General features: G+C 69.1%; 22 protein-coding genes. 3 read left to right on the top strand and 19 right to left on the bottom strand.

Annotated features, from left to right (window positions below; translation table 11 throughout):
• Window positions 1-38 precede the first annotated feature (38 nt).
• The 8 genes from AB0F13_RS00830 to AB0F13_RS00795 all read right to left on the bottom strand — a co-directional run bounded on the left by AB0F13_RS00830 (window position 39) and on the right by AB0F13_RS00795 (window position 7,564).
• Window positions 39-242: a hypothetical protein gene (locus AB0F13_RS00830; RefSeq protein WP_362072955.1), complete on the bottom strand. Its 204-nt coding sequence runs from the start codon at window positions 240-242 to the stop codon at window positions 39-41.
• A 108-nt stretch (window positions 243-350) separates the two neighbouring features.
• Window positions 351-1,091: a hypothetical protein gene (locus tag AB0F13_RS00825; protein ID WP_362072952.1), complete on the bottom strand. Its 741-nt coding sequence runs from the start codon at window positions 1,089-1,091 to the stop codon at window positions 351-353.
• Window positions 1,088-1,570, bottom strand: coding sequence for a hypothetical protein (locus tag AB0F13_RS00820; RefSeq protein WP_362072948.1), 483 nt, complete (start codon window positions 1,568-1,570; stop codon window positions 1,088-1,090). The genes AB0F13_RS00825 and AB0F13_RS00820 overlap by 4 nt, the downstream gene beginning before the upstream one ends.
• A 13-nt stretch (window positions 1,571-1,583) precedes the next feature.
• Window positions 1,584-3,818 (bottom strand): glycoside hydrolase domain-containing protein, encoded by a 2,235-nt coding sequence (locus AB0F13_RS00815; protein WP_362072945.1) that lies wholly within the window; start codon window positions 3,816-3,818, stop codon window positions 1,584-1,586.
• A 675-nt stretch (window positions 3,819-4,493) separates the two neighbouring features.
• Window positions 4,494-5,393, bottom strand: a complete 900-nt coding sequence (locus tag AB0F13_RS00810; RefSeq protein ID WP_362072942.1) for a hypothetical protein — start codon at window positions 5,391-5,393, stop codon at window positions 4,494-4,496.
• A 62-nt stretch (window positions 5,394-5,455) separates the two neighbouring features.
• Window positions 5,456-5,854, bottom strand: a complete 399-nt coding sequence (locus AB0F13_RS00805; protein WP_362072939.1) for a peptidase inhibitor family I36 protein — start codon at window positions 5,852-5,854, stop codon at window positions 5,456-5,458.
• Window positions 5,855-6,401: 547 nt separating this feature from the next.
• Entirely contained in the window at window positions 6,402-6,740 is a 339-nt protein-coding gene (locus AB0F13_RS00800; protein ID WP_362072936.1) for a DUF397 domain-containing protein, read from the bottom strand.
• Entirely contained in the window at window positions 6,716-7,564 is an 849-nt protein-coding gene (locus AB0F13_RS00795) for a helix-turn-helix transcriptional regulator (protein WP_362072933.1), read from the bottom strand. The genes AB0F13_RS00800 and AB0F13_RS00795 overlap by 25 nt, the downstream gene beginning before the upstream one ends.
• Window positions 7,565-7,861: 297 nt before the next feature.
• Here AB0F13_RS00795 and AB0F13_RS00790 point away from each other — a divergent pair, with 297 nt between their 5' ends.
• Window positions 7,862-8,755 (top strand): hypothetical protein, encoded by an 894-nt coding sequence (locus AB0F13_RS00790; RefSeq protein ID WP_362072930.1) that lies wholly within the window; start codon window positions 7,862-7,864, stop codon window positions 8,753-8,755.
• A 42-nt stretch (window positions 8,756-8,797) separates the two neighbouring features.
• Window positions 8,798-9,694 (top strand): YwqG family protein, encoded by an 897-nt coding sequence (locus AB0F13_RS00785; RefSeq protein WP_362072927.1) that lies wholly within the window; start codon window positions 8,798-8,800, stop codon window positions 9,692-9,694.
• Window positions 9,695-9,728: 34 nt separating this feature from the next.
• On the opposite strand, the gene AB0F13_RS00780 is transcribed toward AB0F13_RS00785, so the two are convergent.
• Entirely contained in the window at window positions 9,729-10,706 is a 978-nt protein-coding gene (locus tag AB0F13_RS00780; protein WP_362072924.1) for a hypothetical protein, read from the bottom strand.
• Between the two features lie 153 nt (window positions 10,707-10,859).
• Window positions 10,860-12,455, bottom strand: a complete 1,596-nt coding sequence (locus AB0F13_RS00775) for a PLP-dependent aminotransferase family protein (RefSeq protein WP_362072921.1) — start codon at window positions 12,453-12,455, stop codon at window positions 10,860-10,862.
• 47 nt (window positions 12,456-12,502) lie between these two features.
• On the opposite strand from AB0F13_RS00775, the gene AB0F13_RS00770 reads away from it, so the two are divergent.
• On the top strand, window positions 12,503-12,976 hold the full coding sequence (locus AB0F13_RS00770) for a carboxymuconolactone decarboxylase family protein (protein WP_362072919.1): 474 nt from the start codon (window positions 12,503-12,505) through the stop codon (window positions 12,974-12,976).
• 169 nt (window positions 12,977-13,145) lie between these two features.
• Here the strand turns inward: AB0F13_RS00770 and AB0F13_RS00765 are convergent, their stop codons facing one another.
• From AB0F13_RS00765 to AB0F13_RS00725, 9 genes are all read right to left on the bottom strand, one after another.
• Window positions 13,146-14,117 (bottom strand): ABC transporter substrate-binding protein, encoded by a 972-nt coding sequence (locus AB0F13_RS00765; protein ID WP_362072917.1) that lies wholly within the window; start codon window positions 14,115-14,117, stop codon window positions 13,146-13,148.
• A gap of 1 nt (window position 14,118) precedes the next feature.
• Window positions 14,119-16,104, bottom strand: coding sequence for an ABC transporter permease subunit (locus tag AB0F13_RS00760; protein WP_362072914.1), 1,986 nt, complete (start codon window positions 16,102-16,104; stop codon window positions 14,119-14,121).
• Entirely contained in the window at window positions 16,101-17,126 is a 1,026-nt protein-coding gene (locus AB0F13_RS00755; protein WP_362074403.1) for a glycine betaine/L-proline ABC transporter ATP-binding protein, read from the bottom strand. The genes AB0F13_RS00760 and AB0F13_RS00755 overlap by 4 nt, the downstream gene beginning before the upstream one ends.
• A gap of 94 nt (window positions 17,127-17,220) precedes the next feature.
• Window positions 17,221-18,753, bottom strand: a complete 1,533-nt coding sequence (locus AB0F13_RS00750; protein ID WP_362072911.1) for a GMC oxidoreductase — start codon at window positions 18,751-18,753, stop codon at window positions 17,221-17,223.
• Between the two features lie 74 nt (window positions 18,754-18,827).
• On the bottom strand, window positions 18,828-20,336 hold the full coding sequence (locus tag AB0F13_RS00745; RefSeq protein ID WP_362072908.1) for an aldehyde dehydrogenase family protein: 1,509 nt from the start codon (window positions 20,334-20,336) through the stop codon (window positions 18,828-18,830).
• Window positions 20,337-20,485: 149 nt separating this feature from the next.
• The gene (locus AB0F13_RS00740; protein WP_362072905.1) at window positions 20,486-21,349 is read right to left on the bottom strand and encodes a hypothetical protein; all 864 of its coding nucleotides are present in this window, start codon (window positions 21,347-21,349) and stop codon (window positions 20,486-20,488) included.
• A 13-nt stretch (window positions 21,350-21,362) separates the two neighbouring features.
• On the bottom strand, window positions 21,363-21,908 hold the full coding sequence (locus AB0F13_RS00735; protein ID WP_362072902.1) for a hypothetical protein: 546 nt from the start codon (window positions 21,906-21,908) through the stop codon (window positions 21,363-21,365).
• Window positions 21,905-23,524: a hypothetical protein gene (locus AB0F13_RS00730; RefSeq protein ID WP_362072900.1), complete on the bottom strand. Its 1,620-nt coding sequence runs from the start codon at window positions 23,522-23,524 to the stop codon at window positions 21,905-21,907. The genes AB0F13_RS00735 and AB0F13_RS00730 overlap by 4 nt, the downstream gene beginning before the upstream one ends.
• A 212-nt stretch (window positions 23,525-23,736) precedes the next feature.
• Window positions 23,737-24,726, bottom strand: a complete 990-nt coding sequence (locus tag AB0F13_RS00725) for a malate dehydrogenase (protein WP_362072897.1) — start codon at window positions 24,724-24,726, stop codon at window positions 23,737-23,739.
• Window positions 24,727-24,741 lie beyond the last annotated feature (15 nt).

Raw genomic sequence — 24,741 nt, 5'->3', positions numbered from 1 at the left:
GCCGTACGGCTGCCGGTCGCCCCACGTCTTTCGGTGCCCTACTCGTCGTCGATCGCGGACTGGAATTCCAGGGTCCACGTCTCCTGGAATTCAGGCTTGGGCGGAACGAGCTCGATCTGCGCACCACGGTGCCCGGACCGCAGGGCGAGCCCCTTGTCCGAAAGGATCTTGATGCCGCCGATGACCCTCTCGAACGTGAACTTCGCCAGCCGCCCCGCTACGAGAGCGTCGACGTCACGCACAGGACCGGATTCTCCAACAGCGTCTGCGTCAGTTGGGCACCAACCTATCCCGTGCAGGTTCCTGATCTCCCGGGCTACCTCAAGACCCCACGGAACTGGATGCAGGGCCTACGCCGCCTGTCTCTGGCGGCTTTCCATTGCCATGGCAGATTCGCGTCGCATACGCGACATTAGGTCGACGGGGGCGCCGGCACCCTGGCCTGGCTCGTCCTTCCACCCGCGGATTCTGCCTGCCACCTTGGACAATCGGCCATCACTGGGCTTGACGTCTATGTAGAACAAGGCTTCGTTCACCTTGCGGTCGTCACCGCCCCAACGGACGATGCCGTCAAGTTCGGCGAGGATGTCCCGGATCGCAATTTGCTGCTGTGGAAAGAAGCCGCCCTGCGCGCCGGCGGGGTAGTGGCCGGGACGTATTTGCACCGCAGTTCCAGACGCCTGGTTGGACTCAGGTAGCCTCTTCTGCACGGTTATCGGCGATCGCCAGCCGATGACGTCGCCCTTACGGAGTTCGTCAACCTCGTAGTGGAAGCGACGTACGAGATGGATGAGGACGGTTTCAACATCGCCCATGCGCACCGCGACGCCATCCAGTGGGACACCAGGCGTCGGGCGGGTATAGATGTTGCCGCGGTTGTCTGCGACCTTTTCCATCTCCCACCCGTTCACGGACAGCTTCCCGGTCAGAACGTGGTCGTTCCGACTTTTCATCTCGTCGAGGGCACTGCGGAGTTGGCTCGGATCCACGCCTGCCGCTTGGGCGGGTGAGGACAGGAGGTAGGAGGAAGCGGCGGCGGCACTGATGGCAACGGCACGGGCGAGGATGGTGCGCCGTGAAATCGGGGTCATGTGATGTGTCCTTGATGATCCGTGAGTCGGCGGTTAGGTGCAAGCGCCACAACGGCGGCAGATGTGATGGAAGTCAGCACTAGGACCAGAACAGAGGGATTGACATAGCCGGGAACGGCAGTCCACGTAGATCCGTCTCTCGTGACCCAGTGAATGCCGTCAGATTTCACATGGCACCCGAACCGCAACGGAATATAGGACGCTTCGTACCGGTCGATGTCACTGGCACGGGCCGACCCCACCGCGTCCTTGCACGCCATATCTGCGGCCGTCTCGTCCATGGACAAGTGGAGGGCACCCCAGGCGTACATGCCGATCGCGGCGGAGGCTGCAAGGGCAGCGAGGCTGCGGAGAACGACTTCCATGGTGGCCCTCCTGATGCTGAGGAGAGGCATGGTGGCCAAGCCATAGACAGCGAGGCTGAATGCGGTGATGAAGCCGACCAGAATGATCAGCAGCAGGGTGACCGTGTTGGGCACCTACAGCCTCCTGTTACAGGTTGCGTGATATTCCGTTGTACTTCTCGAAAATCTGGTAGAGGGCCATGCGCTTCGTCGCATGCTCTTCCACCGGGGTGCCATCCGCTGTCTTGCCCCAGCCCTGGTAGCGTCGCATGATCTCGAAGGTTTCCTTCTCCGTGTAGTCCAGAGCCATGGGGCGCAATACGGACTCGCCTCCGGGAGGGTTACTGCCGCCGGGCTTCCCTCCAGCGCCCCATAAATGGATCAGTGCGACAGTCAGTAGTGCAGACTCCTCATCGCGCATCGTCTTCCACATGGTGTAAAGGTCAGAGTCCTTGGCCGGGTCACGGACTGTGCCGTTCACATAGCCCTTGCCGATGCAGTAGTTCCAAGCAAGGATGGCAGCGTTTCCCGTTATCTGCGCGATGCCGGTAGAAGAGTCTCTGACGCCACCTGGGATGCCGCTGTGGTACGCCTCGACGCGGAGATCCTGAGCCAAGTCCTCGGGGCCGATGTGCCGCATCTCCCAGTAGGCAGAAGTCTGGATCAGCGCCTTACGCATGTAGTACTTGTTCGACAGGCGAGTAATGAGTTCGTCGTGGTCCACTACCGCTGTGCGCAAGCACTTCGAGTGGTCATGAGTATGTGTGCCGCCATCGTTGGGGAACCCAATCGACTGCATGTACTTACCGACATCCATCTGAAGCGCGGTCACGACCGAGGAGTCAAGGCGCGTATCTGGGATAACGCCACGCGGCTTGTTGAACGAATTCTGCCCGGTGTCACGGCCAGAGGCGATGTTGTTATCGATCTCAATCCTGCCATCCCCCGAGCCGACGGTACGGGTGACGACCTGGTCATACGCCCAGTCGGCTGGCAGCGGATATCCGAAGTTTCCAGAAAAACCGGAGGACATGTCGGAAACGAAACTTGCCGACGAGTGCCCGGCTTCCGAGACCCTGGTGCACACGTTACGTGGCCCATAAACGCCAACCGCGAACGGGTTCCCGGATAGCGCCATGGCATCCTCAATGCCCTTAAAATGGGGTAGGACCTGCCCGGTGACGTCTTGATCGAGGGCGTCGAAGTCGACGGCGAAGAATATCCGGGTCCCGTTCTTGAACCCGTGGTCCACGGCGGCGTTGATTGCGGCCAGCCCGGCAGCGTTGCCAGCGGGATAGTTGAAACTGGAGGCATCGCGGCCGTAGGTCTGGTAGATCGGGAAGCAGCGCAGGCCGTGGTCGGCGATTGCATCAAGTTCCCCGGGCTGAATCGCTTTCTCTGGCAGCGACGTCGTGCTGGGGTTGGTGAGATATCGGCCGACGTACTTAATACCCTCCGCCTTGAGCGCCTCCGCACGTGCCGCCGTAACCTTCGTGACCCCGTCACACGCCTCGCCCTTGCGTGTCTGGTCGCCGTAGGAGACAAGTAGCGAGGCCCAGGTTTGGAAATCTCCGTTGCCGGTCACCGGGAGCTTTGCGAACGACTGGAAGTTGCGGACAGCGACGGCGATTTCTTCGTTGAAGGTTCCAGCGAAGGAAACGGGCCGTCTGTTGAGGATCATCGCGGCACAGAAAAGGGAAACCCAGGTGCCCCGCGACTGCAGGTACACGGTGTGATCCCGCAAGCCCGCCTGTGTGCCCGAGCCGAACACACCGTTCGCGGCCCCATCAGCCATACCCAGTTCGTATTGGATTGCGAAAAGCATGGACTTGGATACGTCCCGGGAGTTATGACCGTCGCAAGGGATGATGTAAAAATCCTGGCGCTGCACGTAGCGGCCGTTCAGCCACTGTTGCACGCTCCGTATCGCATCGGATCCGGAGTTGACGGTAAGATAGGCGTCCATATTCAAGAGACCTTTGAACACCTTGGGTACCAAATCACTGCCAGGTAACGCGTGCTGCACACCCATGTCCGCCTTGAGTTTGATCACCGCCGACTGGACACGTGAGTTGTACTTTCCGTCGAAGTCACCTCCGTCATAGCCCTTGCAGTACAGGCCGGACTGGATGAGGCGGCATAAGTTCGCCGACGGCATGGTGTCGTCGCTCAGCCTGGGATACTTCGCAGTCAACGCGGACAGGGTGGTGGGGCCAAAGCTGTTTGATAGTGTCGGTATACCCAATTCGTACTGCAGTGCACGAGTGAGAGCGAACATGGTGTTCCAGCCCGTCCGTCCGTCCTCGTCCACCTTCATGCCGATGGAATTACCGTACGTCGTGTTCACGAACCGCTGCGCCTTGCGGACCATCTCGTCGGCCATTTCTATCTCCCTCGGACGATTTGATTTACGACTAACTACGCGGTTGGTCACAGTTGGTTGGCCAGGGGGATAGCGCCATTGGCGCGCTCGCCTGAGTAAACACCGTCGGCTGTTTATCCCGGCACTAAGGGTTTCGTCCGGGCTCTGACGAAAGCCGCCTTTACGCTGAGGCCGGTGAGAGTGACTTTGGTAGTGCAGTCGGCCGACTCGTGGCCTGTCTCGAGGGTCTCCACGGCACCCCAGAAACCTCCGTCAGGCTTAGAGGCGGCCTTCTTGACGGTCCAACCACCGCCAGTGTCGGCAATCGCGGCCCCCTGCCGCCCGCGTGTGTAGGTGGGGCAACCCGGCGAGTGGGCCACCGGGTCCCGGCCCGGCAGGCACTCGAGCCTGAAGAGAAGGCCCTGGCCGGCTGGGCATACATAGGGAGGTCTGGCCGCCCGAGGACGCACCACGGCGCCGCTCGAGCCTTTCTCGTCTTCGAAGGTGAGGTCAACTTCTCGATGACCCGCCGACCAACAGCGGCTGAATCCCTTTGAGGTATGCCCATGCCGTCTGCCGTGCGCATGGCTCAGATCGTCGGCTGTCCAGGACAGCGTGAACCAGGGCCTCAACGTCCCGACGGATTCAAAATGAGTAGAGAATCACGCGGTCGGTGCTCTACCCGCTTGATTTCGATTAGCCTTTGATCAGGCTACGCGCCTCGGAGACGCTGTGCGCGACGCGTCGGCGAGTCATCTCTAGCTCGTCGGAGCTCCTGGAAATGAGACGGTTCTGGTAATCCTTCTCGGTTTCGTACCAAACCTTGTTCACGTCGTTGCGGACGCGGCAGTCGACATCGGCCACAGCAGCTTTGATTTCCTGCTCTGTCGGCGTGCGGGTCGCAAACTTAACGTCGTCGTTGGCCTGCATCGGCTCGCTGTACGAAAACCCTTGATTGTGCATGCATGCTGCCCAGCCAGCGAACACGCGCTTGACTCGAACGTCGGCCTTGGCCTGGTCGTATGCCTCATTCGCGATCTTCACCGCGCGACTATTCTGCGCGGAGGTGCCTGCGAACTTCTGCTTGGCCTCTTGAACGCATCCGTCGTTCATTGAAGAGGTAGAGCCCATGAGGGCTCGGCGTTCCGGTTCGGGGGAAGCCTTGAATGACTTTGAGCTGGCGTCCATCGCCTTGGCTCGTTGCACCTGCAGTTCCGGGTCCGGGTGGTAACCAAACCTGGCTGCCTTCGCGCGGTCGTGGATGCCGTAGCGGCCGTCTGTCAGGTTTCCCGTGCCGTCGTCCGGCAGGGGTATGCTCGAGGGAGCGCGGTAAGAGAAACCCTTACCTTTCATGCACTGCTCGATTGCAATCCCACGAGCATGTGCGATCAGTTTTCGTTGTTCCTTGTTGGGCAGGTAAGCCTCAGCGGGAAGCTTCCAATGGCCGTCTCCGGAGATGTGAGAGGTGTCTGCTGCCGACTCGACTTGTCGGATGTTCTTGCCACCTTCTTCGCCACCTGTGATGAGATAGCCAGCAGCACCCAACACGATGGCGGCGCCTAACGCAGTGAGCCCCAAGGTGCGATCTGTTTTCATGCTCACTCCTAGTCCAACCTTCCTACTTCACAGCTCCGATATGGGGTGAACCTTCCGCGGGCTTAATCGGTGAATTGGAAGGAAGCGTTGTTGTTGAAAGTGCTGTCGAGATTCTCCTGGGTCTCCACTACGTCGGACTTTCCGTGGAACCAGCTGTTGTAGTAAACGGTCGCATTATGCTGGGTCCTGTTCCGCGCCGATGCTGCGGCATTCTTTACCACGGCTCCTGACCCGTTGCCGTCGCTGCAGAATCTGTAGGGACCGAGATTGGTGTCAGGAACCCCAAAATTTTCCTCATCGTAGCCAAAGGCAGCAGAGGCACCGGTGAGATTTCGGTTGTAGAACAACTGAAAGTTCCAACCCCAGCCATCACACTGGCGGGCATCGAGATTTCGATAGTTCGCAGCGGCGGGCTGCGTAAAGGAAAGCGCAAAGGTGAGCGCGGCGGATGTCAGGGCCACGTTTCGGAAAGACTTCTTCATGATGCCCCCCAAGGCGGACAAAGCGTCGGGTGAAACTCCTAGGACACACTCCGCATTCGTGCACTGCGCGCTCTTATCCGTCCAATCAGACGGCATCGAGCATACGGCTTGACGGGCTGCCGCAAGGCTCTCAATCAGCCATCAGCCAACACTTTCCGGCCGACTAACGACGCGAACATACTCAAGGTGGCCGATGCGCGATGCCCATGGCTCATCCCTTCATGACAACCACAGCTTGGTCGCTGCCCTCGGATGCCTCAGGCTGCGGAGATCGGACACAGGCTTGTCTTCCTCACCTAAGGCCGGAGCATTCCTGAAGTCCGGCGACATCGACCAGGCCGCCGTCGCAGCCTCCGAGGCCCTCACCATGGCGCAGCGCATCGGCGCTCCGCGCTGCGTGGCCCTGGTCCACGGCCTCGTACCCGTCTTCGCCCGGCACCGCGTCTGTGGAAGGTGTCGGCGAACTGCTGGAGCCGGCCCGGGCCAGCTGACGCCGCCTGCGGCGACCTCGACCACGGCTGGCAGATCAGCGCGGGTCAGAACACGTTCCTCCAGCCTTGAGGGCGGCCACGAACGCGGACCAGGCCCCGGCCTCGATGAAGAGGGCGGGGCCTGCGGGGTTCTTGCTGTCGCGGACGGGGATGACGCCGGTGGGTATGTTGTCGGCGACTTCGAGGCATTCTTCGTGACTATCGCTGTACGTGGACTTGCGCCAGTTGGCCGCCACCTCGAGGCACTCTTCGTGAGCTGCGCTATAGGTTGACTTGCGCCAGTTGTCGGCGACTTCGAGGCACGCCTCTTGCCCGTTGCTGTAGGTCGACTTACGCCAGTCGGCGGTACTCAGGTCGGCTCGTATGGTCTGCATGTGCTCAGTTCCTCCACTGCCTTCTCTAGCCAGGTGACTGAGGCGGCTGGTGTGAGTGCCGCAGCGTGCACGAGATCGTAGCGGTGGGAATGTCGCGCCACCGACTTCCGATCCCTCACCATCTCACTCCAGGCGTCACCTTCGAGGTAGGCCATATCCGGGCCGTTATCGAACGACATCAAGGTCAGCGATCCCCCGAGGGCGGCGTGCGCCCCGGCGGCGAACGGCAGCACCTGAATCTCGACGTTCGTCGCCTTCGATACGGCCAGTACATGTTCCAGCTGCTCACCCATGACCGAAGGGCCACCGACCGGTCGCCGGATGACCGCCTCGTCGAGCACGACCCAGAGCAGAGGGGCTTCGGCCTTCTCCAGGATTCCCTTCCGGGCGATCCTCGCGGCCACCTTTTCCTCAATTTCGTCAGCCGTACACCACGGCTGCCCGCAACGCATCACCTCACGTGCATACGCCTCTGTCTGCAACAGGCCGGGTACACAATGGGCCAGGTACATGTGAATGGCAACGGACTTCGCCTCGTACTGCATGTACTTGCGCGTGGAATCCGAGAACGGGAGCCGATTGAGGCAGCCCCACAGGTCGGAGAGATCACCGTCCGCGTCAAGGACCTCGTCCAGCCGATCAGACACGTCCTGCGGAGCCCGCTCCACGCCCAGCTCGATTTTGGCGATGCGGCTGTGTGTGAGGTGCACCTTCTCGCCCAGCTGGCGTTGCGTCAGGCCCGCTCGTTCGCGGAGCTTGCGCAGCTTCGCCCCGTACAGGGCGGTAAGGGAACTGGACGGATCAAGTACCTTGGGCGCAGGCATGCATTTTCACCTGTTTCCGTCTTGCGCAGCGAAAACCGTTACTCCTGGCGAGCGTAGACCCGCAGGCCGACGCTGAGAACCGGAACAGGAGCGCGCGGTCCGCGCCCCGCGGTCGCACACCTGATCTGCTCGTAACCGTACGGGCGTTGGAACACCCAAACGCCCGCGCAGGGCCGTCCGTATGGCGTACGTTGCGGCGCATCGGGTTGCTTCGTACCGCATACGAAGCGACCCCCGGCGGTGCTAGGAACACCGGGCGGGGGTCTACACCCGGAAGGAGACTAGGAATCCCCCGGAATGTTCCGGCATGTTATCGCGCCCGCGCGCTTCTTCACTCAGATCTCGAACGACATCATCCGCCACCCCCGCCTGTCCTCCGACGCCAAATGCCTTCTGACCTGGCAGCTTTCACTCTCGCCCAGCGCCGAGGAATCGCTGTCGGACTCCGCCCGCCGGGCCGGGATCAAGAAGACGGCCTTCATGCGAGCCAAGCGCGAGCTGAAGGCGGAGGGCTACGTCCACGAGTGGCGCCGCCCGGGCCCAAGGGGGCGCTGGTCCACCACGCAGCTGGTGTCCAACGTCCCGCTGACGGCGGCGGAGGCGCTGGCGGTGCGGGACGGCGGCGCAGGCACCGGAGATGTCCCGCCGACGGCCGTCCCACCGGCCGTCGGTGGGCCGACGGTCCGGGCCGTCGGCCGTCCCCAAGAAAAGACTGCGGAGCAGACTCCCCACCCTCCCCACCCGCTCAGCGAGCGCGGTGCCGACGCCCTCGCGTCGGTGGTCCGCGGTGAGCGCCGACTGCGTCTGTCGGGCCGGGACATCCGCTCGCTGGCCCCGCTGGCGGCACAGTGGCTGGAGCGCGGCGCCACCCTCGCCGAACTCCGCGAGGCGCTGACCGCGGATCTCCCCGGCATCGTCCGTTCCCCCGCGGGCATCACCCGTGACCGCCTGACCAGGAAGATGCCGGATCCGCTCCCCGAACGGGCGCCGCGCCCCGAGCCCCTGCGGGCCTGTACAGGCACCTGCGGTGGCCGCATGTTCCGGCCGGTGGGCGACGAGACGGCGTGCCGCGGCTGCCGTAGCGACGCCGCGGCCGGGCATGACGTCTCCGGTGCCGTCGCCGCCACCGAACGCGGCATGGCGGCCGTCAGAGCCGCGCTCGGGAAGCCGTCGGCACCTGCGAGGATCTGACGCCGGGCCGGATTGTCAGTGGTGCCGTGCATCATCATCGGCATGACTGAGAACGCGTCCGTATCGCCGCTGCACGACCTCGCCCGGACCCACCTCCCCTCTCGCATCGCCGAGCGGTGGATCGGCCTGCTGCGGCCCGCCGCCCGCCTGGTGGCGGTGCCGGAGCCGGGGCCGGAGGACGTGGTGGTCGGCAGGCTCGGCGGGCTGCCCGCGCTGCCGGAGGGGGTGGAGTGGCCGGTGTGGGAGGGGCACGGGCCGCTGACGTTCGTCGCTTCCGTCGACTGCGCGGCGCTGCCTTCAGGTGCCCTGGACATACCGCTGCCCACCGAGGGGACGCTGGCGTTCTTCTACTTCGACGGTCAGATCGACGACTGCGAGGCGTACGTGGCGGCGGACGAGCCGGAGAGCTGGGCGGGGGCCCGCGTCCTGTACATCCCGGCCGGGGCCGAGATCAGCGAGCGCGCCCAGCCCGTCGTCGACGACGAGGACGTCGAGTTCGAGCCGTACACCGAGGTCCCGTTGACCGCACGGCTGGAGTGGACCGCGCCCGACTCCTGGCACCCGGACACGATGGTGGCCCTGTGGCCCGGCGGTGTGGTGAAGGACCACAACAGCCACCCCGAGGAGGCCGTGGACTTCCTCGATGCGCTGTGGGACCTCGAACGGGATGCCGACCACGTCATCGGCGGCCACGCCAACCCCGTGCAGAACCCGGTGGAGTTCGAGATCGCCCACGGCGTGCTGGGCAGGGAGACCAGCTGGAATGACCCGCGCATCGACGAAGAGGCGAAGCGCTGGACGCTGCTCGCGCAGATCGACACGGACGGCGACGCCGACATGATGTGGGGCGACTGCGGCGCACTGTACTGGCTCATACGCCCCGAGGACCTGGCCGAACGCCGCTTCGACCGCGCGATGTTCACGATGCAGTGCTGCTGACGGTCCCCCCGGCGGTGTCGCGCACGGCTCAGGCTCACGCCGGGCAGTGTGCGCAGCGGCGGCGGGTGGCGAGGCCGTAGGCGTGTGCGGCACGGCCCAGGGCCAGGCCGTAGGCGCAGAAGCCGCCGTAGGCGACGACCACGACCCATCCGGCATGGCCGGCTGGGCCCTGGTCGACGACACCGGACCACAGGAGCACCTCGTAGACGAGGAGGAACGGCCCGAACAGCGCCAGTGCGCCCGCGCCCGTCCAGCCGAGGGCGAGCAGGGGCCATCGCGGCAGGCGCCGCCCCCGGGGCAGGGTCAGGGCGAGGGCGAGCAGCATGCCGGTGACGGCCAGGACGGCGGTGATGTCGACACCGTGCTCGTAGAGCCAGATCAGCTGGTCACCGGCGTACTTCTCGTCCATGCCGGGGTGTTCGCCGTCGCCGGTGTAGCCCACGGTCGCGCCCAGTGCCCACGCGGTCTTCAGGGCCGTGTACGGGACGAGGGCGGCCACCGCGAGGTAACCGGCGCGGGTGCGCCGCTCCACCGCGGTGCGCCTGCCGCGTCCGCCGCAGTGGCCGCAGACGCCGCGCGTGTGCCGCCGGTGGGCGAGGGCGGTGCCGGTCCACAGGAGGGCGCCGAGGGTCGCCACCCCCTGGTTGGCCCAGGCCGCCCAGTCCATGGGGGTCTGGTTGCGGGAGAGCAGGTCGAGCACGTGCGCGGGGCTGAACAGGAAACCGAACCCCGAGGTGAGGGCGAGCGCGGCCACGGCCCACGCGGCTCGGGGCGGCCACCGCAGCCCGGGCCGCCGCAGCATGGCATGTCCCAGCACCGCCGCCGACGCGTACGCGGCCGCCAGTGCCCACTCCGTCGCGGTGCCGTGCAGGGCGCCCCCGGCCGCGTAGCCGAAGGCGAACCCCGGGCAGAGCGCCGCGACCGCCGCCCCCACCGCGTACGCGGCCGACCACACACACGCCGCCCGCCCCGCCCACCGGGGCCAGGTCGCCTTCATGATCGTCATTCGCATGCCGTCAGCCTGGCCCCGGCAGGTACCGCAGCGCGTCGCGCGCGCGGCGTATCCTCCTCCACCGCGCGAGGGAGCGGCGGGCCCCCGGGGTCCGGCCAGGGACCGAGCCGTGCGGCGGGGACGCCGGGCACCACGCCAGGGCCGGGGCCGCCTTCAGTCCGCCGGTGGCAGCACGCTCAGCAGCGCCTCCAGGGCGCCGGAGAAGGCGTGGTCCGGTGGTGTGCCGTAGCCGACGATCAGGCCGTCCCCGGGGCCCGGGGCGGCTGTCAGGGCTGGCGGGGCCGCCGGGCGCCGGAAGCGGCTCAGGCCCTCCAGGGCCAGGCCCCGCCAGGCGGCGGCCTGGACGGTGGAGCGCTCGGTGCCCGGGGGCAGTTCGAGGACGACGTGCAGGCCCGCCGCGATGCCGGTGACGCGGACGTGGGGCGCGTGGGTGGCGAGGGCGGCGACGAGCTGGTCGCGGCGGCGACGGTAGCGCAGGCGCATGGAGCGTACGTGCCGGTCGTAGGCACCCGCGTCGATGAACTCGGCCAGTGTGAGCTGGTCGAGCACGCTGATCCCCCACTCCCCCGTGCGCCTGAGCTCGACCACGTCGCCGAGCAGGTGCTCCGGCAGGACGAGCCAGGCGAGGCGCACGCCGGGGGCCAGGGCCTTGCTGGCCGTGCCGCAGTAGACGACGTGCTCGGGGGCGAGGCCCTGGAGGGCGCCCACGGGCTGCCGGTCGTAGCGGAACTCGCCGTCGTAGTCGTCCTCCACGATCAGCCCGCCGGTGCGCGACGCCCAGCCGACGACGGCCGCACGGCGGTCGGGGTGCAGGGGGACGCCCGTGGGGAACTGGTGTGCGGGGGTGAGCAGAACGGCTCCCGGCCCGTCCCCGCTCTCCAACCCGCCGACGACCGCACCGCTTTCGTCCAGCGGCAGCGGCACCGGCCGGAGCCCCGCACGCTCCACGACCTCGTGGTGGACCCAGAGCCCGTACGACTCGACGCCCATCCCGCTCACGCCGCGCCCCCGCAGCACGCGCCCCAGCAGCGCGAGCCCCTGGGTGAAGCCCGCGCACACCACGATCCGTTCGGGGTCCGCGCGCACTCCGCGCGCCCGCGCGAGGTAGTCGGCGAGCACCGCGCGCAGCTCGGGGCGCCCCTGCCCGTCGCCGTAGCCGAAGGCCTCATGGGGGGCGGCGGTCATGGCGCGGCGGGCGGCGGACAGCCAGGCGGCGCGGGGGAAGGCGGACACGTCGGCGGCGCCGCAGCGCAGGTCGTGCACGGGGCGTGCCGCCACGCGGTGCGGCGCGGTGCGGTACGCGCCCGGCTGCCGGGGCACGGGCGCGGTGCGCCGCGCCACCCGGGTGCCCGAGCCCTGCCGGGCGGTGAGCCAGCCCTCGGCGACGAGTTCGCCGTAGGCGTCGGCGACGGTGTTGCGGGCCAGGCCGAGGTCCACGGCGAGGGACCGCGAGGAGGGCAGCCGGACGCCGGGGGCCAGCCGCCCGGACCGTACGGCCTCCCGCAGGGCCCGTGTGAGCGCGGCGCGGACCCCGCGCCCGCCGGGGCCCGCGAGGTCGAGATGCAGATCCGCACCGACGGCCGCGGCCGTATCGGCGGCCGTGACCCTGTCCGTCGCCGTGTCCGTGTCCGTCGCCGTAGCCCTGTCCGTGTCCGTCGCCGTGGCCCTGTCCGTCGCCGCGGGCCTGTCCGTCGCCGTGGCCGTGCTCCCGTCCCCGCCCAGGCCGTAAGTGGCCCACGTTCTCTCCATGGGAATGGACCATACCGATGGGCTACCCGGAACGTAACGTCGGCTTCATGACAACCAGCACCGCTCACACGCACCACCCGCGCATGAACTTCCACCAGCTCGTCCCCGAGGTCTCCAAGGCGATGTTCGCCCTGGAGAAGGCGTCCCGCCAGGGCCTGGAGCACTCGCTCATCGAACTGGTCAAGATCCGCGCCTCGCAGCTCAACCACTGCGGGTTCTGCCTCGACATGCACGTCAAGGACGCCCGCAAGGCGGGAGAGACGGAGGAGCGCATCTACCTCCTGAACGCCTGGGAGGAGGCCACCGGCTTCTACACCGAGAAGGAACAGGCCGCCATCGCCCTCACGGAGGCCATCACCGTCCTGACCGACGGCTTCGTGCCGGACGAGGTCTACGAGCGGGCCGCCCGCCACTTCCCCGAGCAGGAGCTGGCCCAGCTCATCGCGCTCATCGTCACCATCAATTCCTGGAACCGCATCGGTGTGACAACGCGGCTCGCACCGGGCGCGTACCGTCCCTGACGCGCGGGCCGGTGCGCTCCAGCGCGCCGGGCGCCCGAACGCTGTGGCAGGGGCAAGACAGAGACCACGGCCACCGTGCCCCACGGGGTCCCTCGGCTCCGAGGGACCCCGTGGAACTCGACCGGCCCAGAGGCGCCTCGCCCCCGCCCCCGCCCCCGCCCCCGGGCCATCAGGCCAGCCAGGGCTTCCACTTCTCCGGGTGCCGCTGCACCCAGCGCTTCGCGGCCTCGTCCGCCGGGAGTTTGTCCTCGGCGATCATCTGGGCGACCTCGTTCTGGTCGGCCTTCGTCCAGTGGAAGTTCTTCAGGAACCGGGCCGCCTTGCCGCCCTTGTGCGTGAACCCGGTGTTGAGGAACTTCTTCAGCGGCGACGTCGGGTACGCGCAGTCGACGGTCGACGGGTCCTCGGTCCCCTTCGCCGCGCACGCCTCGGTGTACTCGGGGAGCTTCACCTCGACCATCGGGACCTCGTTGAAGAGCCACTGGGGCTCGTACCAGTAGGTCAGGAAGGGCTTCTTCTCCTTCGCGAACTGCTTGAGCTGCGTGATCTGGGCGGCCTCGGAGCCCGCGAAGACGACCTGGTAGTCGAGCTTCAGGTTGTTCACCAGCGCCTTGTCGTTGGTGACGTAGGACGGGGAACCGTCCAGGAGCTGGCCCTTGCTGCCGCTCTCCGGGGCGCGCAGCTGGGAGGCGTACTTGTTGAGGTTCTTCCAGTCCAGGACGTCGGGGTGGGCGTCGGCGAAGTACTTGGGGACCCACCAGCCGATGTGGCCGGTGACCCCGAGGTCGCCGCCGTCGGAGACCGTCTTCTTGTCCTGGACGTAGCGCTTCTCCTGGTCGGGGTGGCCCCAGTCCTCCAGGATGGCGTCGACGCGGCCCTGGCTGAGGGCGTCCCACGCCGGGACCTCGTCGACCTGGACGGTGTCGACGCGGTAGCCCAGCTCGTGCTCCAGCAGGTACTGGGCGACGGAGGCGTTCGCCCGCGCCCCGACCCAGGACTGCACGGAGAGGGTGACGGTCTTCCCGTCGCCCGCCGCGTTGGCGTACGGGGAGGACTGCTTGGTCATGTCGGCCGCCCCGCAGCCCGTGGCGGTCGCCAGCAGGCCCACGGCGGCCAGGACGGTCAGTGCCTTGCGCGTCATCTCAGTTCGCCTCCTTCGCCTTCGTCGGCTGTGTCACCCGGTCGAGCATCAGCCCCAGGCAGGCGATGGCCGTGCCGGCCACCAGCCCTGTGGCCAGGTCGCCCTGGGCCAGGCCGAACACGACCTCGTACCCGAGCGCGCCACCGCCGACCAGCGCCCCGATGATGACGACCGACAGCACCAGCACCACGGCCTGGTTGACGGCCAGCAGCAACTCGGCGCGGGCGAGCGGGAACTGGACCTGGCGCAGCTGCTGGCCGCCCGTCGCGCCCAGCGAACGGGCGGATTCCAGGGCCGCCGGGTCGGCTTGGCGCAGACCCTGGCTGACGATGCGGACGACGGCGGGCAGCGCGTAGACGATCGCCGCGGCGGCGGCCGGGGCACGGCCGATGCCGAAGAGGGCGACGACCGGGATCAGGTACACGAACTGCGGCATGGTCTGGCAGACGTCCAGGACGGGGCGCAGCAGCCGGTCCACGCGTGGGCTGCGCGCCGCGACGACCGCGACGGCGAAGCCGAGCACCAGCGTGACGGCGACGGCCGCCAGCACCTGGGAGAGCGTGTCCATGGCGGGCTCCCAGCGGCCCAGCACGCCGATGGCGGCCAGCGAGAGGACGGCCGTCAGGGCCGTGCGCCAGGTGCCGATCAGCCAGGCCAGGGCGGCCACGAGCGCCAGCGCGCCCCACCAGGGCAGCGCCTGGAGGCCGTCGCGCAGCGGGTCGAGGACCCAGCCGGTGTAGTGGGCGGCCCAGTCGGCGGTGCCGCCGATGCCGGGGACGCCGGAGTAGAGGTGGTCGACCATCCAGTCCTTGGCGTCGTTGACGGGGGCGGCGATGGTCACGGTCCAGGTGTTCGGCCACGATGTGCCGACGAGACGGCCGAGGGCCACGACGGCGGCGACAGCGACCGCCCACGTGGCGGCCGTTCGGGTGCGGGTCCGTGGTCGGTTGTGCCCACCCGTTCCGCCCTGCGGAACGATTGCCCACAACCGAGCGGCGCCCGCGGTCGTACGGTCCAGGACTATCGCCAGGAGGACGATGGGGATGCCTGCTGCCAGGGCGTTGCCCACGTCTACCGTGGACAGGGCCTGGTAGACGCGGTCGCCGAGGCCGTCGCCGCCGATGACGGAGGCGATGACGGCCATCGACAGCGCCATCATGATGGTCTGGTTGACACCCAGGAGCAGTTCGCGCCGCGCCAGCGGCAGCCGTGCCGTCAGCAGGCGCTGCCGCCCGGTGGCGCCGAGGGAGTCCACGGCCTCCAGCACGCCCTTGTCCGTGCCGCGCAGTCCCATCGCGGTGAGCCGGGCCATCGGCGGTGCCGCGTAGACGACGGTGGCCAGGACGGCCGGTGCCACGCCGATCCCGAAGACCAGGACGACCGGCAGCAGGTAGGCGAAGGCGGGCAGGGCCTGCATGGTGTCCAGCACGGGGCGCAGCGCCCGGAAGGTGCGGTCCGACAGGCCCGCCGCGAGGCCGAGCAGGGCGCCCACGGCGACCGACGCCGCGACGGCGACGATCATCAGCGCGAGCGTGCGCATCGTCGGCACCCACATGCCCAGCGAGCCGCACACGGCGAACGACACCGCTGCCGTCAGTGCTGCTCGTGCGCCTGCCAGCCGCCAGGCCAGCAGGGAGGCCCCGGCGGTCACGCCCGCCCAGCCGAGGGCGAGCAGCACCACGTACACCCCGTGCACCGCGGAGATGATCGCGTTGCTGATGTGCCCGAAGAAGTAGAGGAAGAGCCAGTGGCTGTCGCGGTTGTCGATGATCCAGTCGTTGGCCCTGCCGAGCGGGCCGTCCAGGGCGACGGTGAGCTCGGACGGCCACATGCCGCTGCCCCAGTGGGCGGTGGCGAACGGCGCCAGGGCTGCGGTGACCGCGCCGAGCAGCAGGAGCTTGCGGGCGGCCGGGCGGCGCAGGGCGGTGCGCAGCGCGCCCGGCGGAGCGGCCACCTGTGCGGGGGCGGTGGTGGTCACGCTGCTCATGCGACGGCCCTCTTCAGGGGCTGCACCCGGTCCAGGCCGGCGACGATGTTCAGCAGGCTCCTGAAGTCGACGATGCCCAGGCAGCGGCCTGATTCGACGACGCGGGCCGGGCCGCCCGTGCGGGCCACGGCCTCGATGGCGTCGGCGACGGTCGTGGCGGGGTTGAGCGCGGGGCCGGCCTCGGCCTCGCCGGAGTTGCTGACCGGGCGCATGGCGCGGCGCACGGTCAGCACCTGTTCGCGCGGCACGTCCCGGACGAAGTCGCGTACGTAGTCGTCCGCCGGGGAGCCGACGATCTCCTCGGGGGTGCCGCACTGCACGACCCGGCCGTCGCGCATCAGCGCGATCCGGTCGCCGACGCGCAGCGCCTCGCTCAGGTCGTGGGTGATGAAGACCATCGTGCGGCCCTCGTCGCGGTGCAGCCGTACGACCTCTTCCTGCATGTCGCGGCGGATCAGCGGGTCCAGCGCGCTGAACGGCTCGTCGAACAGCAGCACTTCGGGGTCCGCCGCCAGGGCGCGGGCCAGGCCGACGCGCTGCTGCTGGCCGCCGGAGAGCTGGGAGGGGCGGCGGGCCTCCATGCCCGCCAGGCCCACCTTCTCCACCATTGCGGCGGCCCGGTCGCGGCGTTCGGCCTTGCCGATGCCCTGGATCTCCAGCCCGTAGGCGACGTTGTCGAGGACGCTGCGGTGCGGGAGCAGCCCGAAGTGCTGGAAGACCATGGCGGCCCGGTGCCGGCGCAGCTCGCGCAGGGCGCCCTTGTCCATGCCGCACACGTCCTCGCCGTCGATGGCGATGGTGCCGCTGGTGGGCTCGATGAGTCGGGTCAGGCAGCGGACGAGCGTGGACTTGCCGGACCCGGACAGGCCCATGACCACGAAGCACTCGCCCTTGCGGACGTCGAAGGAGACGTCGCGCACGGCGACGGTGCAGCCGGTCCGCTCCCGCAGTTCCTCGGTCGTGAGGTCGGCCAACGGGCCGCCCGGCACGCGTTCGGCCTTGGGCCCGAAGACCTTCCACAGGTTGCGGACGGAGAAGACGGTGTCGGCGGCAGTGCAGACGGACTCGGTGGGCTCGGTGGGCTCGGTCGCTGCGTTCGTATCGGCGGCAGGCACTTTATGCCTCACCTCCTACGGTCGTGGGCCGGGAGAGCAGTTCGGCGCACTTCTCCCCCACCATGAGCACACCGATCATCGGGTTCACGGCCGGCATCGTCGGGAAGACGGACGCGTCGGCGATGCGGATGCCCTCCAGGCCGCGGATGCGCAGCTGCGGGTCGACCACGGCGAGTTCGTCTCCGTCGGCGCCCATCCGGCAGGTGCCCGCCGGGTGGTAGACGGTGTGCGCGACCTTGCGCGCGTACTCGCTGATCTCCTCGTCGGAGGTGATGTCCGGGCCCGGGCAGACCTCGCGCTTGAGCCAGCCGGCCAGCGGCTCGGCCTTGGCGATCTCGCGTGCGATGCGGATGCCGTCGACGAGCGTACGGGCGTCGTAGTCCTCCTCGTCCGTGAAGTAGCGGAAGTCGAGGGCGGGCTTGACGGCCGGGTCGGCGCTGGTGAGGTGGAGCCGGCCGCGGCTGCGCGGCTTGGGGATGTTGGGCGTCATCGACACGCCGTGCTCGGGCTTCTCGTAGCCCAGGCGCTCGGGGTTGTCGGTGAAGGGGATCTGGTAGAAGTGGAACATCAGGTCCGGGCCGTTCGAGGCCGGGTCGCGGCGCACGAACAGGCCGGCGTCGGAGTCCATCGCCGAGTTCTCGGGGATCGGCCCGTCCGTCTCCCACACGATGACCGACTCGGGGTGGTCGAGCAGGTTCTCGCCGACGCCCGGCAGGTCGTGGACGACGGGGATGCCGAGCTCCTCCAGGTCGGCCTTGGGGCCTATGCCGGAGTGCAGCAGCAGCCGGGGCGTGTCGACGGCGCCGGCGCACACGAGCACCTCGCGCCCGGCCTCGACGTAGATCTCCTCGCCGTCCTTGGTGCGCACGTGCACGCCCTTGGCGCGGGAGCCCTCCAGCTCCAGCCGGTAGGCCCAGGTCTCCAGCATGAGGTGGAGGTTGGGCCGGTCCAGGAACGGGTGCAGGTAGGCCACGGAGGCGGAGGAACGCTTGTTGTTCTCCGGGTGGTAGGCGAGGTCGAAGAAGCCCACGCCCTCGTGGAACGGCTCCTTGTTGAAGCCCTCGACGCGCGGCACGCCGGCCGCCTGCTGGGCGGCCTCGACGAAGTCGCGGGCGATGGCGTTTCGGTCCTTCTCGTCCACCGCGACGATGTTGTTGCGCAGGCGGGCGAAGTAGGGGTCCATCGACTCCGCGTCCCAGCCCTCGGCCCCCGCGTCCGCCCACTCGTCCCAGTCGCCGGGCAGCGGCTTGAAGGAGATGAGGGTGTTGTGCGAGGAGCAGCCGCCCAGCACGCGCGCGCGGCTGTGCCGGATGTGGGAGTTGCCGCGTGGCTGCTCGGTGGTGGGGTAGTCGTAGTCCAGGTCGCCGCCGAGCAGGCCGAGCCAGCGGCGCAGGGTCAGGACGTCCTCACGGTCGATGTCGGTGGGGCCGCCCTCGATGACGGCGACGCTCACACCGGGGTCCTCGGTGAGGCGGGAGGCGATGACGGAGCCGGCGGTGCCGCCGCCGATGACGACGTAGTCGTAGAGGGGCATGGTGGGGTGAACTCCTTCTGCGGCAAGGAATGTTCTTCGCTGACGAGCGGACGGGTACGGACGGGCGCCGGGCCTCAGCCCGCGAACCAGCGCACCGGCTTCGGGTCCAGGTTCTGGTAAATGTGCTTGGCCTCGCGGTACTCGGCAAGGCCTGTGGGACCCAGTTCCCGGCCGACTCCGGACTTGCCGAAGCCTCCCCATTCGGCCTGCGGGAGGTACGGGTGGTAGTCGTTGATCCACACCGTGCCGTGGCGCATCCGCCCGGCCACGCGCCGCGCCCGCCCGGCGTCCTTCGTCCAGACGGCGCCCGCGAGCCCGTACTCGGTGTCGTTGGCCAGCGCCACGGCCTCGTCCTCGGTGTGGAAGGTCTCGACGGTGAGGATGGGCCCGAAGGTCTCCTCACGCACGACCCTCATCTCGCCGTGGCACAGGTCCAGGACGGTGGGCGCGTAGAAGTAACCGGTCCCCGGGCGGACGTCGCCGGGCTTCGGCCGGCTGCCGCCGCAGCGCAGGGCCGCACCCTCGGCGAGCGCGGAGGCGACGTACGCCTCGATCTTGGCGAGCTGCTGTGCGGAGACCAGCGGCCCGCACTCGACGCCCTTCCCGGTGCCGCGCCCGAGCTTGATCCGCTCGGCGCGGCGGGCGAGTTCGGAGACGAAGCGGTCGCGCACCGACTCCTCGATGATGAGCCGGGAGCCGGCCGAGCAGACCTGGCCGCTGTGGATGAAGGCGGCGTTGAGGGCCTGGTCGACGGCCGTGTCGAAGTCCTCGTCGGTGGCACAGGCGTCGGCGAAGACGACGTTGGGGTTCTTGCCGCCGAGTTCGAGGGCCACCTTCTTGACGGTGGGCGCGGCGGCCGCGGCCACCTTGGTGCCGCTGGCGAGGCCGCCGGTGAAGGAGACGAGGTCCACGTCGGGGTGCTCGGCGAGCCGGGCGCCGACGGGGTCGCCGGCCCCGGTGACGAGGTTGGCGACGCCGTCGGGCAGCCCCGCCTCGGCCAGCAGCCGTATCAGGTGCACGGTCGACAGCGGGGTGACCTCGCTGGGCTTGATGACGAAGGTGTTGCCCGCGGCCAGCGCCGGGGCGACCTTCCAGCTCGCCTGCAGCAGGGGGTAGTTCCAGGGGGTGATCAGCGCGCAGACGCCGACCGGCTCGTGCACGACCACGCTGTGGATGTCCGCGGAGCCCGCGTCCACCACGCGCCCGCCGCCCTCGTTGATCACCAGGTCGGCGAAGTAGCGGAAGGCGTCGCTCACGCAGTCGACGTCGATCCGGCCCTCTTCGAGGGTCTTGCCGGTGTCCCGGCTCTCGGTCAGCGCGATGTCCTCGCGGTCGCGCTGCAGCAGCTCGGCCACCCGCCGCAGCAGTGCGGCCCGCTCGGCCACGGGTGTGCGCGGCCAGGTGCCGGCGCCCCCGTCGAACGCGCGGCGGGCGGCGGCCACGGCCGCGTCGGTGTCGTCCGCACCGCCCTCGGACACGATTGCGAGGGTGGTGGCGTCGGCGGGGTCGAGTACCTCCCGCTGCGCGCCGGACGCGGCGCCACGCCACACCCCGTCGACGTGGATGGTCTCGACTGACGACATCGCTCTCTGCCTTCCGGTTCTGAACAGTCCCGTCACCGGGCGGCACGACGGCCGGACCGGCAACGGGACGCCCATAACCAGAAGGCGGCAACCTATGCCTCCTTCTTCACAAAGAGTGACCCGAGTCACTCAGCGTTGCCCCCCGCGGGTCAGCTCGTGCAGGAGGACGTGGGACAGAACGAGTCCACCAGGGCCCGCAGGACCTGTGCCGACGCGAGCCGGTCGGACGAGGGCCCGGCCACCAGCAGCGCGTACTGCTTCCGGTCGGGCGCGGTGTAGGCGTGGATGACCACGTGCCGGGTGGTGTGGTCGGGCAGCGTGTAGGTGTACTCCAGCTCGGCGGCGTTGCCCGGCCCGCTGACAGCGGCGAGCCGGAGCTTGCGGTAGCCGCTGTACTGCGAGACGTACGTCCCGGTCTCCACCAGCGAGTCGTACGGCGTGGACCTCGGCGGGTCCAGGACGAAGACCTGGACCATGCTCCTGTCGTCCGGGGACCGGTAGAAGACGCTGGTGCGCTCCGTGCTGCGCAGCCAGCCCACCGGTACGTCCAGGCGGAAGCCCGCGGGGTCCCGGGTCCGTACGAAACGGGAGGGGAAGCCCGTGCCCGCCAGGGTGCTGGGCGTGGGCCGGGGGGCGTAGGTGTAGCCCCCGGAGGTCCCGGCGCTGCCCGAGGTCCCCGAGCTCGCGCCGGAGGTATCGGTGGGGCCGGGGGTCACCGGGGCGGTGGGCCCGGCCCCCTGACCGCCCGCTGCCGGGTCGTCATCCCGTACCAGCGCCCAGATGCCGGTCCCGATGCCGCCCGCCAGCACCACGCCGGCCAGTACCCCGGCGAGGATCGAGGCGTGCGAGGGCCCGGCGGGCGGCAGGCCGGGCGGGGGCGGCGGCCCGAGGACCACCTCGGGGCCGGTGGAGTCGTCGGGGTGGCCCGGCTCCCCGGGAGCGGGGGGCGGGGGCCGCTGTCCGGGTGGCGGTTCGGCCACCCACTTCTGCAGGTCGGCGTCCCAGTAGTTCATGCCGCTCGCCGCCTCAGGCCACTAACTGGCTGATCGCCTGGACGACGGCGACGGCGGACGCGAGTCCTCCGGCCACCGTCGCGCCACCGGTGAGCAGCTCGCGCAGGTGCGTCAGCCGGCCGGAGCGGGTCCGCCCGTCCTGCCGGGCGTCGTCCTCCAGGCCGCTCAGCTCCGCGGCAAGGGCGTCGCGCTCCTCGGTACGGGCGAGCCGGGGCAGGTCCAGGCGCAGCTCGCGGACGGCCTCCAGCAGCTCCGGTGTGACGGACAGCAGCTGCCGTGAGGTGTCGAGCGCCTCGGCGTTCTCGCCGGCGGCCACGGCGCCGCCGCTCATGTCGAGGACGGCCATGCCGCCGTCGTCCGGGACCCGCAGTCCGTCCGGCACGCTCACCGGCGCGGGCGGCCCGGCCTGCGCGAGCCGGCCGGCGCGCTCCGAGCGGTCCTCGGCCCTTGAGCCCTTGCCGGAGGCGGCCGCGCCGCCGGTCATCCGGCCGATGAACATGCCGCCGCCGCCCCTGCGGCCGGCGTCGTCCGCGCCGTCGCTGCCTCGTTGCTCCGTCATCGTCCCCCGCTTCCTGTCAGGTGCTTGGCCTCGGCGCCCGTGCCCTGGGCCACCGCGCCGCCGCTCATCGAGCCGATGTAGATGCCGCCCTCGCTGATCTGGACGATCTGCTGCTCGAACTGGTCGGTCTCATAGCCCTGGGAGCGCAGCGCGTCCCGGACCCCGCTGGCGATCCGGTCCTGGACCGTCTTCACGTAACGGCTGACGTCCATCTCCTGGAACAGCGAGATGTCCTTGGCCGCCGCCAGTTCCCGTACCGAGTGGGCCGGCCCGTCCGGCACGGCACGCCGTGGGTCGGCGAGCCAGGTGCGGAAGCCGGAGACGGCCGAGCGGACGGTGGAGACCGCTGCCGCGAACCCGGCGGCGGGCGCGGTCAGCAGCGCCCGTACGCCGTCGCGCAGCAGGTCGTCCTCACCGCGTGCCGCGATGACGTCGACCGCCCGGAACTCCGGCCGGACCGGGGTCAGGACGTGCGGTACGACCTCCAGGACCAGCATGCCGCCCTGGGTGTGGACGCGGACCAGCACGGAGACGACGACCTGTTCGTCCCAGGCACCGACGCGCACGCGCAGGAAGTAGCGGCGGGCCTCGCCGCCCTCGTTGACGGACTCGGCCAGGTGGCGGCGGACGGTGTGGTCGTCGTAGGCCACCGTGGGCCGCTGCGGGCCGACCGGCAGGTAGACGAACTCCTCGATCTCCAGGTCCTTCAGCCGGTCCCGGCTGGTCGCACCGGCGGCCTCCCGCAGGGCCTCCAGCCGGGGCCGGATCAGCTCCACGATCGTCCGGCCGGTGAACGGCGCGACGCCGCCCACGGGGCCGTCGTCCATCCCCTTGCGCCGCTTGAGCTCCAGGGCGAACGACCAGGGCTCGTAGGGGAAGCCCATGCCGATGAACGGCCGTGACGGGTCGTAGATGGTCAGCCCCGCGTACTGCTCGCGGTCGATGGCCCGGGCGATGCGCCGGTGGTAGTCGGAGGCCGGGAAGGGCCGGGGCAGGTGCTCGAAGGCGTCCCGGCCCAGCTCCTCGCGCATCACGGCCGCGACGCGGGCGCGGTGCATCCAGACGGGCACCGCCAGCAGCAGCGGGAAGATGATGCCGACCCAGTTGTTCGCGCCCTGGCTCAGCGCCCAGAAGGTGAACACCCAGTACGCGATCGTCAGTGCGGGCACGCCCACGGGCATCAGGAAGCGCAGGGCGCGCAGGGCGCCGCTGCCCCGCAGGGCCTGGCGGAGGGTGCGTTTGTCGACGACGTAGGCGGCCGAGCCGCGCCCGGCGGCGGCGTACGCGCCCCAGTGGACGAGGCAGACGACGGCGTACGCGGTCGACCAGATGGGCACCGGCGCTTCCGCTCCCTCGGGGGCGGAGGCGATGTCGACGGCGAAGAAGCCCGCCCAGAGGGCGAGCAGCAGTAACGCGGTCAGGGTGTCCTGGCCACGGGCGCGCAGTGCGTGGGTGAGCACCGGCACCACGTCCACGCCCAGCGAGGGGGCGATGGGTCTTTCCTCGTGTTCCACCAGCTCTTCGATGACCCGGCGGCGGAAGTCGATGTCGAGGTAGGTCCCCGCGCAGAGTAACCGGGTGGCCTCTGTCGGGGAGTCTTGAGCGGACTGACTCATTTCGGTCCCCCGATCCGTCGAACTCATCTGCGAATTACATGAGTTGACGTAATTTCGGAAGACCTCAGAATAAGCCGGAAGGCCCGTCGTCGACCCCGGTCGGAGGCGGATGACGGGCCTGAAATCGCCGCGCACGGGTGTACCGGGGCACACCCGTGCGACAACGGCCGGCCGAGAGGCCGGGCAAGACGCCTCGGACGAGGCGAATCAGGTCAGAGCAGACCGAGCGCGCGCACGGCCTCGCGCTCCTCCGCCAGCTCCTGCACCGAGGCGTCGATGCGGGCGCGCGAGAAGTCGTTGATCTCCAGACCCTGGACGATCTCGTACGTACCGTCCTTGACGGTGACCGGGAAGGACGAGATGAGGCCCTCGGGGACGCCGTAGGAGCCGTCCGAGGGGATGCCCATGGAGGTCCAGTCGCCCGCGGCGGTGCCGTTGACCCAGGTGTGGACGTGGTCGATGGCGGCGTTGGCGGCCGAGGCGGCCGAGGACGCGCCACGGGCCTCGATGATCGCGGCACCGCGCTTGGCGACGGTCGGGATGAAGTCGTCCGCCAGCCACTGCTCGTCGTTCACGACCTCGGCGGCGTTCTTGCCGGCGACCTCGGCGTGGAAGATGTCCGGGTACTGGGTGGCGGAGTGGTTGCCCCAGATCGTCAGCTTCTTGATCTCGGAGACCGGGACGCCGGTCTTCTTCGACAGCTGCGACAGCGCGCGGTTGTGGTCCAGGCGGGTCATCGCGGTGAAGCGCTCGGCCGGCACGTCCGGGGCCGCGGCCTGCGCGATGAGCGCGTTGGTGTTGGCCGGGTTGCCGACGACGAGGACCTTGATGTCGTCCGCGGCGTGGTCGTTGATGGCCTTGCCCTGCGGCTTGAAGATGCCGCCGTTGGCCTCCAGCAGGTCGCCGCGCTCCATGCCCTTGGTGCGCGGGCGGGCGCCGACGAGGAGGGCCACGTTCGCACCGTCGAAGCCGACGTTCGGGTCGTCGGTGATCTCGATGCCGCGCAGCAGCGGGAAGGCGCAGTCGTCGAGCTCCATCGCGGTGCCCTCGGCGGCCTTCAGGCCCTGCGGGATCTCCAGCAGGCGCAGCTTGACCGGCACGTCCGCGCCGAGGAGGTGACCGGAGGCGATGCGGAAGAGCAGCGCGTAGCCGATCTGACCGGCCGCGCCGGTAACGGTGACATTGACGGGAGTGCGGGTCATGGCGGTCTCCTGCTG

It is taken from the genome of Streptomyces sp. NPDC026206, assembly GCF_040638465.1.
In the GTDB taxonomy this organism is placed as follows: Bacteria; Actinomycetota; Actinomycetes; order Streptomycetales; family Streptomycetaceae; genus Streptomyces.
Note: the sequence above shows the minus strand (reverse complement) of the source record. Positions and strands in the feature narration are given on the sequence as shown.